This is a genomic window from Alginatibacterium sediminis, from assembly GCF_003610775.1.
Classification (GTDB): Bacteria; Pseudomonadota; Gammaproteobacteria; order Enterobacterales; family Celerinatantimonadaceae; genus Alginatibacterium; species Alginatibacterium sediminis.
Genome location: NZ_RAQO01000010.1, coordinates 21,379 through 38,533 on the forward strand (window position 1 = coordinate 21,379; position 17,155 = coordinate 38,533).

Annotated in this window: 12 protein-coding genes; 10 read left to right on the forward strand and 2 right to left on the reverse strand. The window is 40.1% G+C overall.

Annotation, left to right across the window (positions count from 1 at the left end):
* Positions 1-345: 345 nt before the first annotated feature.
* The 5 genes from DBZ36_RS18150 to DBZ36_RS18170 all read left to right on the forward strand — a co-directional run bounded on the left by DBZ36_RS18150 (position 346) and on the right by DBZ36_RS18170 (position 7,544).
* Positions 346-3,762: a transporter substrate-binding domain-containing protein gene (locus DBZ36_RS18150; protein ID WP_158589145.1), complete on the forward strand. Its 3,417-nt coding sequence runs from the start codon at positions 346-348 to the stop codon at positions 3,760-3,762.
* 631 nt (positions 3,763-4,393) lie between these two features.
* A complete protein-coding gene (locus DBZ36_RS18155) occupies positions 4,394-4,765 on the forward strand; it encodes a hypothetical protein (protein ID WP_120356405.1) in 372 nt (123 codons plus the stop codon).
* 4 nt (positions 4,766-4,769) lie between these two features.
* Entirely contained in the window at positions 4,770-5,195 is a 426-nt protein-coding gene (locus DBZ36_RS18160; RefSeq protein WP_120356406.1) for a hypothetical protein, read from the forward strand.
* Between the two features lie 13 nt (positions 5,196-5,208).
* Positions 5,209-6,282 (forward strand): AI-2E family transporter, encoded by a 1,074-nt coding sequence (locus tag DBZ36_RS18165; RefSeq protein WP_120356407.1) that lies wholly within the window; start codon positions 5,209-5,211, stop codon positions 6,280-6,282.
* Between the two features lie 254 nt (positions 6,283-6,536).
* Positions 6,537-7,544: a lipase family protein gene (locus DBZ36_RS18170; RefSeq protein WP_158589146.1), complete on the forward strand. Its 1,008-nt coding sequence runs from the start codon at positions 6,537-6,539 to the stop codon at positions 7,542-7,544.
* Between the two features lie 133 nt (positions 7,545-7,677).
* Here the strand turns inward: DBZ36_RS18170 and DBZ36_RS20555 are convergent, their stop codons facing one another.
* On the reverse strand, positions 7,678-8,244 hold the full coding sequence (locus tag DBZ36_RS20555) for a hypothetical protein (RefSeq protein WP_120356409.1): 567 nt from the start codon (positions 8,242-8,244) through the stop codon (positions 7,678-7,680).
* 236 nt (positions 8,245-8,480) lie between these two features.
* Positions 8,481-10,232, reverse strand: a complete 1,752-nt coding sequence (locus DBZ36_RS18180; RefSeq protein ID WP_120356410.1) for an EAL domain-containing response regulator — start codon at positions 10,230-10,232, stop codon at positions 8,481-8,483.
* 201 nt (positions 10,233-10,433) lie between these two features.
* On the opposite strand from DBZ36_RS18180, the gene DBZ36_RS18185 reads away from it, so the two are divergent.
* The 5 genes from DBZ36_RS18185 (at position 10,434) to eno (ending at position 17,064) form a co-directional block, all read left to right on the forward strand.
* Positions 10,434-11,402, forward strand: a complete 969-nt coding sequence (locus tag DBZ36_RS18185; RefSeq protein WP_120356411.1) for a LysR family transcriptional regulator — start codon at positions 10,434-10,436, stop codon at positions 11,400-11,402.
* A 226-nt stretch (positions 11,403-11,628) separates the two neighbouring features.
* Positions 11,629-12,714, forward strand: a complete 1,086-nt coding sequence (locus DBZ36_RS18190) for a sensor domain-containing diguanylate cyclase (RefSeq protein ID WP_120356412.1) — start codon at positions 11,629-11,631, stop codon at positions 12,712-12,714.
* A gap of 588 nt (positions 12,715-13,302) precedes the next feature.
* Positions 13,303-14,781: an aldehyde dehydrogenase family protein gene (locus tag DBZ36_RS18195; RefSeq protein WP_120356413.1), complete on the forward strand. Its 1,479-nt coding sequence runs from the start codon at positions 13,303-13,305 to the stop codon at positions 14,779-14,781.
* An 11-nt stretch (positions 14,782-14,792) separates the two neighbouring features.
* Positions 14,793-15,767 (forward strand): phosphotransferase family protein, encoded by a 975-nt coding sequence (locus DBZ36_RS18200; RefSeq protein WP_120356414.1) that lies wholly within the window; start codon positions 14,793-14,795, stop codon positions 15,765-15,767.
* 10 nt (positions 15,768-15,777) lie between these two features.
* The gene (gene eno / locus DBZ36_RS18205; RefSeq protein WP_120356415.1) at positions 15,778-17,064 is read left to right on the forward strand and encodes a phosphopyruvate hydratase; all 1,287 of its coding nucleotides are present in this window, start codon (positions 15,778-15,780) and stop codon (positions 17,062-17,064) included.
* The last annotated feature ends 91 nt before the right edge of the window (positions 17,065-17,155 follow it).

The window sequence follows — 17,155 nt, forward strand, 5'->3', positions numbered from 1 at the left end:
AACATTGTTGGCCTTAAGATTCTCTTTCATTTGTTGATAAAATAGTGGCAAGCAAAGTCAGTTGCGATGTCTGATGATGAAGTTCCCATGTTAGTCGTTAACGTCGCATCACTCGTCGTCGGTGTACTAGGTTCTTTGATTATAAGAACGTCGTTTCTGAAAGCCTATATTTCCTAGCCGGAAACGATATGCCAGTCGTATTTATTTCGGTGAACAAGAGAAATGTCGCAGGAAAAAAGGCGGATCGTAGTGCTTAGGGAAATTGTATTTTTATTAAATTGGTTTACAGTATTAATTCTCACGAATGGACAGCGTGTACGATAATTGATAACAACTAGGATGTATATGACACCCATTATTCGCCTAATTTTCATGTTGCTAATTACCTTGATGCTTTTACAAAAGGTTGTTGCCAATGATTTATCATTAACTGAAAAAGAACAGCAATGGATTGATAATGAAGGGGAAATCAATCTTAGTGTTGCAGAATATGGTTGGTCTCCGTTTGCTTTTGTTAGTAAAGGTGAACCCGCTGGTTATCTCGTTGAATATATTGATGTCGTTGCAAAGATCGCTGGGGTTAAAGTCAATTGGAATGTTGTCAATAGTCGCTTTGAAGTACTCAAAGCCGTCGCTGATGAAACAGATGATATGATATCCCATGCCGCTAAGGTTGAATATTATGAGAAAGACTTTGACTTTGGTGATGTTATCGTTCCACGCGTTATTAATGCTTATACCCGAAAAGCATCAATTTTAGAGCTTAACAGTTTTGACGATTTAAAGGGGATGAAGATAGCATCACCACGAGCCTACCAAGTTACCAATCTACTTAAGAAGAACTACCCAGACCTTATTATTATTGATTGTGAAAACATTGAAGACGGTTTGTCTAAAGTATCCTCAGGCGAAGCAGATATCCTTTTTGCAGATAATGCTGTTGCAAGCCATGCTATACATTCAGCGTTACTTACCAATATTAAAATCCTCCCAACTTTTAATGATATAAATCAATACTTTAAGCCTGTGCACATTATCTATAGTAAAAAGTCTCCCAAAGAATTGATGACGGTTTTTGAAAAAGCGAGAGCCAAATTAGACATCGAAACCGTGCGAACCCTCCAACAAAAGTGGTTACTAAATCGGCCAGTAGTTCAATCAATAAAACTTACGAAAGAGGAACAAAACTGGCTAAATGATGCACCTGTGATACGTACACAAAACTTACCGGACTTTCCTCCATTTGATTTCACAGAAAAGGGTAAACCTTCAGGTTACTCTGTTGATTTATTACTGTTACTTGGACAGAAAACAGGGCTTACTTTTGAATTCATACAAGGGAAGAGTTGGAGCGAATACAAGCAACTCGTAGAAGATAGAAGTATAGATATTTTGCATTTAGCTAGTAAAAGCCCAGATAGAGAGAGGTATCTTGATTATACGAGCTCATACTTCACTGGCTCACCAAACCTTTTATATGGGAAGAGTAGCCATGATTATATAAATGATTCGAGCCAAGTAGAAGACAAAGTCATTGCTGTCATTCGAGATAGCATAGAGCAACGCTTTTTAAGTCAGAAGCATCCCGAGTTGAATTTACTAAGCATTGATTCTACTCGTCAAGGATTAAATGCTGTTCTAAGGGGGGACGCTGATTACTTTCTTTGCTACCCCAGTGTCTGTGACACCTATATAGTTCAACATTTTCTTTCTAGGGTAGAACCAAGAGGGTATCTAGGCATAAAAGGAATAGAGAAAAATAAACAGGCTTATATAGCGGTACGAAGTGATTGGCCTGAGCTTACCTCAATTTTAAATAAAGCAATTCTATCGGTGACGCCGTCAGAGGAAAAAGAGCTAAAAGAAAAATGGTTTGATAATATTCGAAGTGACAAATTGGCCATAGAAACACTGACTGAGGAGGAAGAGAACTGGCTTGTAAATAATAGTAGATTAACTTTCTCATCGCCTAAGGCTGCCCCTCCATATGCTTTCCTTGATGAAAAAGGAGAAATGGGAGGGCTAGGTTCTGATCTGACGGAAATGTTTGGACAAGAATATGGGATTGATAGCATTTATATAAAATATCCAACATGGCGCGAGACTTATCAAGCGCTGGTTGTTGGAGAGATTGATTTTCTGCCACTCATTAGCGTCTCCGAAGAAAGAAAGAAAGAAATTTTGTATTCTGATCCGGTTATGCATATCAACCACGCCATTTTCAGTAATACTAGAGCTCCCTATTTCAACAATATTAGCGAATTAAAGGGATTCAGAGTCGGTATTATAAAAGGGTCAACCCTAGGAAATACGTTAAGACGAGATCATCCGTATCTGGATTTCGTTACCTACAATAGTACCGATGATGTCCTGCGTGCGCTATCAGAAGGCCAAATTGATGCGCTGATAGACAACCCTCATATTGTTAACTACAAACTGAATACTTTAGGCCTTAAAAACGTATCACCATCGGCAGAAACCGACTACTCCTTTGAGATAGCTTATGCAATTCATCCTTCTAAGCCTGAGCTAGTTACTCTATTTAATAAGTTTATACATCGATTTGATCGAAGCAAATTAGAGCTTTTAATGCAGAAGTGGAACAATGTAAAAGTCGTAAATCGAACCGATTGGAAACAAGCAGTCTTATGGTCAATTCTTTTTGCATTGATACTTATTTTATTCGCAAGTTTGATATTGGCTCAAAATAGAAAGAAAACGGTAAAAGTACTTGCGTTAAATGGTAAGCATTTAAGAAACGCTCAACGTGTTGCGAATGTAGGTAGCTGGGAGCTTGATGCGAAAGGGCAAATAAGTCAGATATCTGAACAAGCGGGTATTATATTAGGTTTAGCACCAAATATAGTTTTATCACATGCAGATTATCAAACGATGATAAATATTGATGACCTCGCTAGCAGTAAAGAGTGCTGGCAAGCAGCCTTGAAGACAGGTTTGTATAGTCACGAGCATCGAATTATTGTCAATAATAAAGAGAAATGGATAAGTGAAATTGCAGAGTTATCTTTTGACCCAGAGGGTAATTTCAAACGCGCTGCTGGCATTATTCAGGATATCACTGAGCAAAAAATAGCTGAATTACAAGTTATTCAAAATGAACAAGAATTACGAGAACTAACCGCCAAACTCCTCAATGTACAAGAGGAAGAAAGACGGCGAGTAGCTCGTGAACTACATGATGACCTAAGCCAGAGGCTCGCGGTATTATCTATCAACGTTGGGACCTTAGAGATAGATGAAAGCTTTAAAACTGTTAAACAAAAGCTTAGCGATGTAAAGCAAGGAATAATATCTGTTGCAACAGATATACATGGCTTATCACGCCGCCTACACCCTTCAATTTTGGATGATTTAGGTTTAGTTGATGCACTAAAATCAGAAATAACTAGTTATGTTGATCGAGAGATGATTGCTGTTAATTTTAGCGCAAGTTCCCAGCAGATTAATGTTGATAAAGACAGCGCTTTAAGCATATTTAGAATAACCCAAGAATCACTTCGGAATATTGCTAAGTATTCAGAGGCATCAAAGGTACAAGTTTCACTGAGTATTATTAATCAGCAGCTGATTTTACAAATTGTAGATGATGGAATCGGATTCGATGTTCAACAAGCGATGAAATCACCCGGTCTAGGACTGCAAAGTATGACTGAAAGAGCACGTCTGATTGGTGCAAAATTAAATATCGAATCTGATAGTACAGGCACCACAGTAGAAATTCAGTTGCCTATAGAAGAATAAGTGATAATAGCAATACCAGTTAGTTGGTACGACAATACTCAAGAGTAATAAGCTTTTCAGTTTGGATTTAGGATTGTATATTATTGCGTATTAATAGTTTTCCCATTAGTTTTTAGTGGGAAAGATGTAAATGTACGATGATGTAAAAGTTTTTTCGAGTTTTTAAAATGTAGTCCTACGCTGTTTTTATTGGGAAAAAGTCAAACCGCTTATATAGTATTGCTAAAACCTTTAAACAGGTTAAATGTCGAAGGTCCATTCTCATTGAGAAACCGGCATTGTTTTAATTCAATTAGTTGATTTTGGCTGAATAATACGGATTTCCAGAGATAAATGCTGATTGGTAACGCTACATGTTGGAAGGCGTAAATGGCTAGGGTGTATATGATTTAAGAGATCCGTTAAGGTTCTTCGTTAAGTAGTTAAGCATCTGTTTAATATAAAGAAGCTAGTGTTTTTATGTTTCACAACCGTCTAGCTGCTGAAATGAATTAAGCTTTGTGTTCTTGTCGCAATGATCTACAGTTGTAGTGTAATCAGATACTTAATTTCAGTACCAGTTAGATTCAAATGTATCTTTGTATTGTAAAAGCATGCAATGCAGGCAAAGAAGGTCATGGAGATTTTGAACATGAATAGACAAAAATTATTGGATGAAATTCGGCAATTACAACAGCGTGCGGACGAATTAGAACAATCAGAAAAAACAGACCAGAAAGTCGATCGAGATAAGGGAGAAACAACCCCCTTGGCTGAAGCCAATAAAGCAACGTTGGTCGTGGAAGAAGATCTAACAACTGATAGCGCAGATCATATTGATGCAGATGAGCTTATGCAACAAATTCGGTCTCAAGTAGAAGAAAGTCTGTCTTTTGATGATAACTCTAAGCAACAACTAGCTGAAATTTTAAAAGAAGTTGAGCAACAGTTTGAACAGCTACCTAAGAAAGCCTGTTTAGCGGTTTTTACAGCGGGAATACTATTAGGGAAATTTTTGAGGTGATTTTATGAATGATTTAGTTGAAAAACTTCGAGTAGTGGTACGAGCAGAGTTCGCGTTGCTTAAGTCAGAAGCCCGCAGGACGCGTTCACAATTGGTGTTAAGTGGTCTGACGATCGGTTGTGTTTTATTGGCAATTGTAGCACTTAACGTAGGAATGTATTTTCATTTTACCGGTGCAAGTGTTGAGCGAGATGCGGCGTTAAGTGTGCTTTTAATCAATGTCATCATTGCACTCATTCCTTGGTTTTTAGCCCAACGAATAAAACCGGGACCTGAGGAAGATATTTTGATAGAGATCAGAGATAAAACCGCTCTATCACTTGAAAAATCGGCGTCAGATATTTTTTCGCCCTCAAAGGCCTTGTCATTGTCTTCCCCGTTACTTGGCCTTGTTATGCAAACCTTCAATAAAACCAAATCCAAAAAATAATATAGGGAAAATCATGGTGGAGATGGGTACGCCAGTAGAGTTGAAGCCAGAAAAAATAGCTTGTTGGTTGTTTATTAGCTTGGCTACTTTGGTACTGTTGATATATGGCAAAGACTTTTTGATTCCTGTTGCCTTAGCTGTGTTTCTAAGCGTGCTGCTTCATGCACTAAGGGATGCACTTCTTAAGATACCAGTGTTGTCAGGAATTCTTAATAAAAAATCGGCAACGCTGTTATCTATTATCTTAATCATCGTTGTAAATGTGTCATTGGCGGTACTACTCACTAGCCAAGTCGAAGGGTTTAAAGACTATATTCCGGTTTATGAAAAGAACTTCAGTTTGATGAGCGAGCAGCTATTTTCAAGTTTAGGTTTAGAGCAACTACCAAACTCTGATTGGTTTAGTGAAAACATCCAATTTGGAGGCGTACTCACTTGGGTAGGAGATTCTTTGAGTGTGGTTTTTTCTAATTTTTCTCTAACCTTACTGTTTACAGCATTTTTATTATCCGAGGACTCCAAAATACCCAGCAAGATGGCCAAGTTACAAAAAGATCCTGAGCAAGCTCAGTATGTTCGAAAACTTTGTTGGGATATCGCAAGATCGATTAATAAGTACATCTCGATGAAAACCGTTGTCAGTGCGCTAACCGGTATAGCAAGCTACATTGTGTTGGCATGGATGGGTGTCCATTTTGCGCCTTTATGGGCATTGCTTATATTTTTCCTCAACTTTATCCCGACGGTAGGATCGATTATGGGGGTTATATTTCCAAGTGTGCTGTCACTTGTGCAGTTTGAAACCCTAACCCCTTTCATTATCGTGACGTCCTGTTTAACACTCATACAATTTGTAATTGGCAATATCATTGAGCCTGCCTATTTTGGGAAAAGCCTCAATCTGAGCTCGTTTGTTGTGTTATTGGCGTTGCTATTTTGGGGTATGGTTTGGGGGATTGTCGGTATGTTTTTATCTGTTCCAATGTTGGTAATTACAAGTTTAGTTTGCCAACATATTAAAGGCTTACAGTGGATATCTCGTCTATTTTCCGCAGATGGCGAATTTATGGACATTGATGCGAAATAGTATCGTTTGTTTAGCTGAGTGTTACGTGGCTTATTGGAGACCTACGGGTCTATTTTCCTCGGTGCAGAGACAATAATAAAAGTTAGGTTAATAAACTCTTTGTTAAATGCTTCTGACGGATATAGAAATAAGTTTACTATTTTTGTAATAAGATTCTGGTTAAAAAAACGCACTCAATCGAAGGGCGCGCAAGTGAAGACAGGCATGCCAATTGGGTAATGGCAATCTTGTGAACCTTTATGGTAAGGACATCAATGAAAAATATTCCCTCCGTACTACAAAAAAACTTGCTGCCGCCAGACATGGATTACCATTACTTTGAAGGCTCAAAAGCGAAGCCGTTTGATACGCATTCAAATTGCTTTTCTTTGAGCAATGCTTTGTGGCTCTCAGAATGTTCTTTACTGGCGTATGCTCACCCTGGCTTTGCTCGTTTAGCCTACAAGCTTGAAGGGCTCCATGAATTTAAGTTCTTCCAAGGTGTAGGTACAGAATGCATGATTGCCTGGAATGACGATTTGATGATTGTTAGTTTCCGTGGCACAGAACTAACCTCCTTGTCGACTTTGTATGAGCTTGCTACCGATTTAAATGCAATTCCTTGTCAATTTGAAAAAGGTGGGAGAGTACATCAAGGTTTTAATAGTGCTTTAGCTGAGATTTGGTTGGGTGAAGACGGACTAGAAGTTTTTTTCGCTACGCACATCGCTCAAAATCCCAAGCGGAGAATATGGATTACCGGGCATAGTTTAGGTGGTGCACTTGCCACACTATGCTTCGCCCACATCGAACACGCACAGGGGCTATACATATACGGTTCACCACGTGTTGGAGACGCACAATTCAATAGTTTGCTGGATAAACGCGTGGCTTGGCGCGTAGAACATAAACGGGACCCCATTCCATTTGTGCCGCCCAACCTACCAGCAATTAATCTCGGTTACGAAGATACTGGCGAACTTGTTTTTCTGGGGGATGCGCAATTACTTATGCACCAAAGACCTGAGAAATCTGCTCAGCATTATAAAGAATTAGCGCTAAGCACCTTGGCTGAACAAGAAAAGCAGCGCAAAGAACTCCCGATCCAGTTCCAAGCTATTAATGATCACCTTGGTAATGCTTTGGCTCAATGGCGCGATACCTTAAAACAAGTACATGGTGATACGAGCTATAGCATGAGTGATCACATGCCAATTTTTTACTGTTCTAAGTTGTGGAATTTACTCTTTGGCGACGCTACGAATCAAGATGATACCAAATAGATAGAAAACTCTAAGTTATCTGTAGTTTAAACTTTGTTTTGTATTAAGCATCATCTAGACACTTCATTCAATTTTTCGGGTTGTTATTGCTTGTTGGTGATGGACAGCGCTGGCTTGGTATAATGAAGGAAAATTACGAATTGAACATAATGATTGGCTTTCTATAACTTGTAAGCTGCCTGATGTAAGGCATTAACAGAAAAATGGCAGCTAAACAGATCTTAAGCAATAGTAGACAAAAGAAAGCGCTGTTTAAATTTTGCTCAATCGGATATATATTAACGAATAATGAACCGCAAAGAACTAAGTCGAATAGTAAAGCACAGCCTTTACGCGGGTTAAGTAGGGTATTAGTTGCTCGCAATACCCTAGCAGAAAAAAGAAACTCACTAAGTAGAATACTCATCAGTACCAAGCGTAGTGCTATTTGTGAGATGTTTGCGTCTAATGCCACTACAATTGCTGCAATCAATAAAAATAAACTTATAAATGGCGTGACTAAAACATAATCTGAGATGGGGTTTCTAAAAGCGGTAATTGTAATTGCTATCGCGGAGCCTACTAAAACACTACTAAGGACGAGCCCAAATGTTTCATCTGATAAACAAAGGCTAAGCACACTAATAATTAATAGTCCTGCATAGCTAATTAGTCGCGCTACGCCCGTCAATGAATTTCTACCGAATATAATCGTGTGCATCGTCTTCGCTCCTAAAGTTGATGGGATAACTTTAAGCGCTCAGTCTTTTTATCAGTACCCGTAAAACTACCGGTGAGTATATTGAAAAATACCAGTTCGCTGTAAATGGTATTTGAAACGATACATACACTCTTTCTATTAGTCTTTCATTTAAGGTGATTTTTTGACCCAAGCGTTATGGTTTGGTAATCCCCCCATGAATAACTGCATTTCAGTAACGGTTATCAGTTCGTTAGTCATGCAGTATTTGATAAACTAATTATTGGATCTGCAACCTGTATTTGAAGGGGCTGTGTCAATTGGAAGCACTTACTTCTAGTTCTGCGATGTTTAAGCATGAGTGCTTGTGCTCCGAAACAGTCGACAGGTTTCGCAAGATGATAGCCTTGTGCGATATCGCAGTTTAGTGTTTTAAGAACGGCTAATTGAGCATCGTTTTCTACACCTTCTGCAAGGATGAGTACGTTTGAGAGTTTGCCCATTTCGATTACATTTTTGATAAATAAACGGTCAAAATCTGCCACTGCTATGTTTTCGATAAGTGCTTTATCAATTTTGAGAGTCTCAATGTAAGAGTGAAAATTACGTAGCAAATCAAGTGATGAGTAACCCGCGCCAAAATCATCAATTGCTATTTGAAAACCCAAATTCCGTAATGAGATAATGTTAGCTTTCAGTTGTGGTGGATTGTTCACCTTGGCCGTTTCTGTGATTTCTAGTTCGTATAGATTTACATTGGCTTGAGTTCGTGTAACAACCGCCTTGATTTCCTCAATAAAGTCAGGTGACTCTGCTGTTTTAGGACTGATATTAATTGCAAGTTTCGGAACTCTAAATCCCTGTTTTTCCCAAATAATTGCTTGCTTACATACACTTTCAAATACCCAAAGATCAAATTCAGTGTGCATTCCTATTTCTTCGGAAATGGTGATAAATTGATTTGGAGAAATGTGACCTAATTGTGGGTGAAACCATCGGGACAGCGCTTCAAATCCGACTAAACTATTGCGGTCCAAACTAAATTGAGCTTGATAATGAATTTGGATTTGACTTGACAATAGAGCCAGAGGAAGTTCATCAATGATTAGACTTTTGACTAGTATTTCGCTTGAGAGTGTAGGGTGAGCAAAGGTGTAATATGCCTTATGACGCTTTTGAGTCTCAAGCATTGCCATTTCTGCGGCGATCTCCATCGCATGATAGCTATCGTATTGTTTTCTCGTTTGACTAACACCAATGGCAATGTTTTTGTCAACAATCTTGCCAGATCCAATATCAATACCACCTTTCGTTATCATGTGAAGGTTTTCGCAAATTCTTACAATACTAGCTCTATTGCCTTCCTTTTTATTTAAAGTAGAGCCTTCAAGCCATATCCCAAACTTCGCGTTGGCATATCGTACAACGAGCGAATGAGGCAGCAATTTTTGTATCTTTTGACCCAAGTTGCGTAAGTAACGGTCGCCAGCAAGATATCCGTATCGAAAGTTGAGCGATGAAAAATGAGAGACAGATAAGACTAGAAGTACTGAATTTTGAACACCGTTAGCTTTGAACCCGGTTATTGAGTCGGCGTAGGCACGCATTGCGCAACCGTTTGGTAATCCAGTTATAGAATCAACGGAAGGGTTGTTAAACGATTGCAGATATACGCTTACATGCTTGTCACTGAGAAAGTTTGCGCAGATTTGCAGCTTGACAGGAAGTCGAAAGCTATATTGATTTACCAGCGAAGCTAGGCATTCAATATTTATGTTTTGTTTCCCAAAATGCTCTACAAAGCTTCGTAGTTGTGCAAAATTTTGGCCTTTGTAGGTTAGATCAACAATTCTTAAAGAGATACAACTACCAAGTATTTGTTCAACCGAAATACCGCTGAGTTGTGTAAATGCAGAGTTGGCAATAGTAACTATATCGTTTTCAGAAACTAAACTTGCAAGTATTGTGGACGCCTGTGGATATGCGCGTATTTCATGTTTCTCTGCCATCGGTAGTTAACTTCACCATAAAAAACTAGTTGATTAGTTTATAACCATGCTCGTAGGATTTATATGACGTTTAATGAATTGCAACATGACTTTCATGAATGCTGCTAAATCCTCTTTGCTAGTAAAAAATTGTTCATTTGCTAGTAAAACTTCGAGTGGTCTAAATACTGTACTAGCGCCAAAATAGTAGAAGAATATCCAATGAAGTTCTTAACACTAAATGCTGAGAACTTCCTATTTGTAGGTGTTGTCATGAGAATCAAATTTGAAGATTTGGAGCTTCTTTCTATGCTCTCCAAGTGCATTAGTCTAAGTGATGCAAGTCTAACGCTAGATATTCCTCAGCCGACGTTAAGTCGCCGAGTGAAGCGCCTTGAGTCTAATGTGGGGCAAAGAATTTTTAACAGAGGACGCGCACCAAGCATACTTACTGATTTTGGCAAAATGTTCATAGGCAAAGTTGAGCCTCTACTGCAAGCATATGAAGATGTTGATAGCTTTATTTTGCAAACGAAACAGGTTCCTGAAGGGCTGCTAACAATTGAAGCTGAACCTGTCTTGGCTGATTTGTTACTTGGTGGTTTTGTTCAACAATTCAAAACGAAATACCCTAAAATTGGTATAAATATCATAACGCTTAAGTCAGATGCGTGGCATACCCCATTGGATAAGGGGATTCGTATCATTGCTAACTTTCCTAGTGATGAAGGACTGGTCGCAAAACCATTCGTATCGAGTTATGTAAGCTTTTACGCCGCACCTGAACTGATCGCAAGAAATTTGGAGTTACGTCATCCTACTGATTTGCAAGCAATACCCTGTGTGCTTTGGGATAATGGCAAAGATAAACTAGGGACATGGTCATATCAAGAAAATGGTTTCTCGCGTGAACTTGAGCTTGTGCCGGATATCATTGTGGATAATGGTCAACGGGCTAAACAGGCAGCGGTTAGTGGTTTAGGGGTCATATCTTCGCCTGAATTGGTTGTTAGGGCTGAGGTTGAAAGTGGTAAACTTACCGAACTTTTTCTAGGGGCCCATCGTCAACAGGTGCAATCTTATATTGTGTTTAGAGACCGACAATTTTTACCACTGCATGAGCGTTTATGCATAGATGAGCTCGATATTTTTATGAATGAGCTGCCTCAATGTGTCTTATCCGCAGCCTAATCGACGTTTATCACTTGTTAATTTGAGATAAGACTACGGCATCTACTTTCGTAATTTTGAGTCTTCCTTAGGCGGTACCTCTTGAATATATTGTATCAATAGTTCGTATTAGCTGAGTTTCATTTTTTGAATTCTTGCATGCCATGAGTGCTGTTTTTATATCCAAGCTGATAACTTATTATCAAAACTATACTAGCGATCCGCTTTTATAAGCTCAGGAAATTGAATGATTCATATTTTAAGAAAGTACGAGATTTATCCAAAATTGGTTCTTACTATTATTCTTGTTGGACTTATGATTTGGATGTTGCTGAAACCTGATTTACTGGGTCATCTATGGAATACGTTATCGGGAAACAAAACTTTAGTTTCTGAACCAGTATCGAGGCTGATACTGTTTGCTGTTCCAATGAGTACTTTGTTTTTTTGTTGGCTTCGTTCTCGACTTAATGAGCGTTCATTGCTTTTAGCTAAAACCCTTACAAGTATGTCAGCTATTCTGGTCACAGATAATAGAACTCGCATTATCGCTGTGAACCCGGCTTTTACGCGATTGTTTGGATACACACTTGAGGATTTGGATCAATTAACACCTAAAATATTACAATCAGGCAAACACAGTACCAATCTGCATCAGCAGATGTGGGATAGTTTAAACTCCAATGGCAAGTGGAGTGGTGAAGTGACCAATCGAGCCCGAAATGGAGAGCTAGTATGTGTTTGGTTAGAAGTTAATGAAGTTTCTTCTAAGAAGGGAGGAGCATCACCAGCCTATGTTGCTAATTTCACTGATATTAAAAAATTTAAAGATACTGAGCTTGTTTTAAAGCAACTTTCTCAAGTAGATGCACTTACAGGGATACCAAATCGTCGAGGATTTGATCTCGAAATTAAGCGGCTTATTTCAAAGTCAACACGTCGTTTCAAACATCCTTTCAGTTTAATAGTTTTAGATTTGGATCATTTTAAATACTTTAATGATAAGTATGGTCATGTTGCCGGCGACGAAGTACTACAAAACTCAGCAGTCAAAATGCAAGAGGCATTGCGCGGCGAAGATTATATTTTTCGAGTCGGGGGAGAAGAATTTACAGTATTGCTCGATGACTGCGACTTGGAAAAAGCTGAGCTTGTGGCTAAAAAGTTGAAAGCTGCTGTTACACAGATGTATCGTGATACCAAGGTTACAGCAAGCTTCGGTATAGCGCAGTTCAACGGCTTTGAGAGCGAGAGTCAATTATACAGTCGGGCTGATCAAGCACTTTACTTTGCTAAAGAGAATGGTCGAAATTGTATCAAGAAAACAGCATAAACAATCACTTGCTGTGTTGTTTTTTTGGAATATGTTTACTTGGCCATGTTCATCTAAATTCATGATAAATATTGAGTTTTTCTGAATTCGGCCCAATTGCTAAGCGAAATACCATGCAACAATTCTATGTAGGACTTCAAAAATCGTTGCGAACGGCTGCTAAATTCTCCCTATTTAAAGTGATTCTGACCATTCAGGATTAGATTCCGGCAATTCACAATAGTTTTCTTAGACCACTATTCACAAGGTGCATTGCGTCATTTCTCCGTTTATTTTTGGAATGTCTATTTCCGACTAAACCTTGACCGTTCCAGCCATTTATTAGCAAGTTAAATCGAGCTTACCTGCCTAATAGTCTTCGAAAGCCGCTTTTTGGTAAGTCAGTGTTCGCTTTGTAGCCATTTTGTGATCAAAACAACGCTTTTGCTGCTGGGGTAATTTCCGACGTATTTGGGTTATTTTTTGCAGATTGCTCTATCTCATCAAGGTTCAGACTAAGTCATGAACGAGTCTCGAACACAAGCCGTTTTAAGTTTGAACTTGAGCTAATCAACAATAATAAAACGTCCAACAGATATGGAGCTAGATATGAGCAGCCTACAACTTGATTCCCTTACCTTAGGGTTTATTGAAACCTCGCCACTACCGTTTTTAGTCAATGGCCAATGGTTGAATTCATCTGAGCAAATAGATGTTAGCGACCCTGCTACTGGCGAACTAATAACCGCCATAGCCGCGGCGAGTCCTGATGATGTCGAGAATGCGGTTAGCGCTGGAGAAGCCGCTTTTAAAGATTGGGGCAAAAGTAGCGTTGAGTTTCGAGCCCAATGTTTAAGAAAACTGGCACAGCTTATTACTCGAGACCAACAAGTATTGGCAGAGTTGGAGTGCATTGATGTCGGTAAGCCGGTCAGTGCGGCACTTGGTTTCGATGTGCCATTTGCAGCCGATTGCTTTAATTTCTACGCCGACGTTGTAGAGAAAGCCACGTTTGAAGTCGAACTCGGACTAAGTGTCACTGATAGCCAAACCATTAAGCGTCCCTATGGCGTGGCCGGGTTTGTATTTCCGTGGAACTTTCCGCTAACCCTATGTGCTTGGGGAATTGGTCCTGCCTTAGCCGCGGGCAACACGGTGGTGATTAAACCAGCCTCTGAGACGCCTCTCTCAACCTTATATTTAGGTAAGTTATGCCTAGAAGCGGGTTTTCCCGCTGGCGTTGTGAACATCCTACCTGGTCGGGGTTCAGTGACAGGTGAAGCCTTAATTAGCCACCCGCGCGTTAAGCTTATGTCCTTTACCGGTTCCACTGAAGTGGGGCGCCATGTTGGTGAGGTTTGCGGCGCTAACTTAGTACCAGCCAAACTAGAACTTGGCGGTAAAGGGGCTGCGATTGTATGTAGCGATGCAGACGTTGATGCAAGTGCCGAAGGTTTATGTGGAGCGGTTAGTCTTAATGCTGGGCAAGTTTGCTGTACCGCGTCTCGCTGGTACATTCACGAGTCAATCTATGACGCCTTTGTAGCTAAAGCCACTGCTAATTTTGAATCACTGGTGGTTAAACGTGGTTTGGAAAGTGACGCGCAAATGGGGCCGATTTGTACTCGCAAGCAAATGACCCACGTATTAGCTTGTATTGCAGATGCACAAGCCAATGGCGCTAGAATTATTACTGGTGGTAAACGGATACTCGAAGGTGATTTAGCTAAGGGGTATTTTGTTGAGCCAACCTTACTTGAAGGTTCTGACGACAACCCATGGGCCCAAGAAGAAATATTTGGACCGGTCGCTTTCCTATTGAAGTTCAGTGATGAGCAAGAAGTCATTGAGCGAGCTAACCAAAATACCTATGGCTTAGCTAACAGTATTTGGAGCTCAAATCCAAGCAAGGCTCGCGCTCTTGCACATGAACTAGTTGGTGGAAACACCTGGATAAATGCCCACAATGTGTTCGAGTATGGTCTGCATTATGGCGCATGTAACAAAAGTGGCTGTGGTGGCGGTGTGAATAGCTTGGCAACATTTGAAGGCTATTTACGTCATCAATCTATTGCTGCAATTCGATAGAGGCGTTGATAATGCTCGATTTGCTAAAGGAAAAAGGTTTCCAGTTGGCAAATGATGTACAACTAACCCCCCTAACTGGGGGCGTTAGTTGCGATATTCATTTAGTTGAAAGCGGAGCTGATACGTTTGTTGTTAAGCGTGCACTGGCTAAATTAAAGGTGAAACAAGACTGGTATGCCAACACCAATCGTAATTGCTATGAACAACGTTATCTTCAGTATGTAGGCGAACATTTACCCGAGATTGTACCCAAGGTTATCGCCGCCTATGAGCATGATAATTTCTTCGTTATGGAGTTTTTATCCGGTGATTTCCGCGATTGGAAAAAATGGTTACTAGAACGTCAAGTGGATAACAAGATTGCTGCGTTAATAGGGAAAAGTTTGGCACAAATACACGCATTGAGTTGGGATGATCCCAAAGCAAGGGCTTTATTTGATAGTGATGTAAATTTCCATGAATTGCGCTTGTCGCCTTATTTTGAAGCCATGTTTGAACGTCATCCACAGCTTAAACTGGTGTTAAAGGATTTGTGCGATAGCATCGCTAAAAACAAGCAATGTTTGGTTCATGGTGACTTTAGCCCCAAGAACATATTGGTAGATGGCCAGCAAATTAAGATCGTGGATTGCGAAGTCGCATGGTATGGCGATCCGGCTTTTGACATCGCGTTTATGTTGCATCACTTATTGCTTAAGAGCTACGCCTTTAAGGATGCAAGCTTTATCGAAGCAGCGCGGGTCTTTTATCAATCTTACGTCGATCAACTAGGCCAGAAAAAACTAGCAACGATCTCACCAAGTCATCTATGTCTAATCACCCAAATGTTAATGCTAGCGCGTATCGATGGTAAGTCGCCAGTTGAGTACTTAGATCCGCAATCAACGAATTTACTTCGCCAGAATATTCTGCAAATGCTAAGTGAAAAGGTTTCAGACATAACCATCATTTTTGATTGGGCTAGCCACCAGATTTCATCAAATTAAGAGGTATCAAATGAAGATTACCAGTATCGACGCCTATCAAATTTTCGACTCTCGCGGTCAACCGACGGTTGAGGCTGTTGTTGGTTTAGAAAACGGTATGGAAGGCATTGGTTTAGTTCCATCCGGTGCATCAACCGGTCAGTTTGAAGCACTCGAATTGCGTGACAACAATGCTAAATGCTTTGCTGGAAAGTCGGTTTATCAAGCCATTACTAACATCAAAACCGAATTGTCAACACTTGTCATTGGTATGGATGTACATCAACAACGACAAATCGATGAAGCGATGATCGCGCTGGATGGCACACAAAACAAATCAAGGCTAGGTGCTAACGCCATTCTAGGTATATCGCTAGCAGTCGCCGATGCATCCGCTAAGGCCAATCACAAGCCCTTGTTTGCTAATTTAGTGGATGATGACTTTGGTTCACTTATTCCATTGCCTGAGATCCAATTGGTTGGCGGGGGAGCACATGCGCATTGGCGAACCGATATTCAGGACTTTTTGATCATCGCAAACGGTGCAAGCTCCTACGAGCAAACCCTAGAAGTCACCTATAACGTTTATCATGCGGGTGAAGCGATACTAAGAGAGCGAGGCCTATTGGCTGGCTGTGCTGACGAAGGAGGATTTTGGCCTAGTTTTGATAACCATGAGGCTATCTTTAGTTTTGTAGTGGAAGCGATAGAAGCAGCAGGTTATGTTCCTGGAAAAGAGGTCTCAATTTCTTTAGATATCGCTGCGAGCGATTTATATCGCGATGGCCGATATCACTTACCCTTAGACAAGAAAGACTATAGTTCGGAGCAGTTTTACGCTCTTATTCTGGATTGGTGTCAACGCTATCCTGTGCTATCAATTGAAGATCCGTTTGCGGATACAGATTTTGAAATGTGGCAAAAACTAACTTTAGAAATTGGCGACAAAGTTCAAATCATTGGAGACGACCTATTCACCACTAATCTGAAGTTGATAGAAAAGGGGATAGCGCAAAAAATGGCGAATTCGGTGCTGATTAAGCTGAATCAAATCGGCAGTGTCAGTGAAACTATTGATGCCATTCGTCTGACTCAAAAAGCTGGGTGGTTACCGGTGGTGTCAGCGCGTTCAGGTGAGACCGAAGATGCGTTTATCAGTCATTTGGCAGTAGCAACAAATGCCGGTCAGCTCAAAGTAGGTTCGTTTACTCGCAGTGAACGCATGGTTAAATGGAACGAATGTATTCGGATAGCTAGAAAACTTGGGGATGATGCGCGCTTTGTTGGCGGTGATATCTACCAAGCTTTAAAGTCATAATCACAGGCGACATGCGATGTGAGTGTCGTTGCTCTCAAGTATAGTCGCTTAAAGTCAAAGCCTTCAATTTTACCAAGAACACCAACGCGAT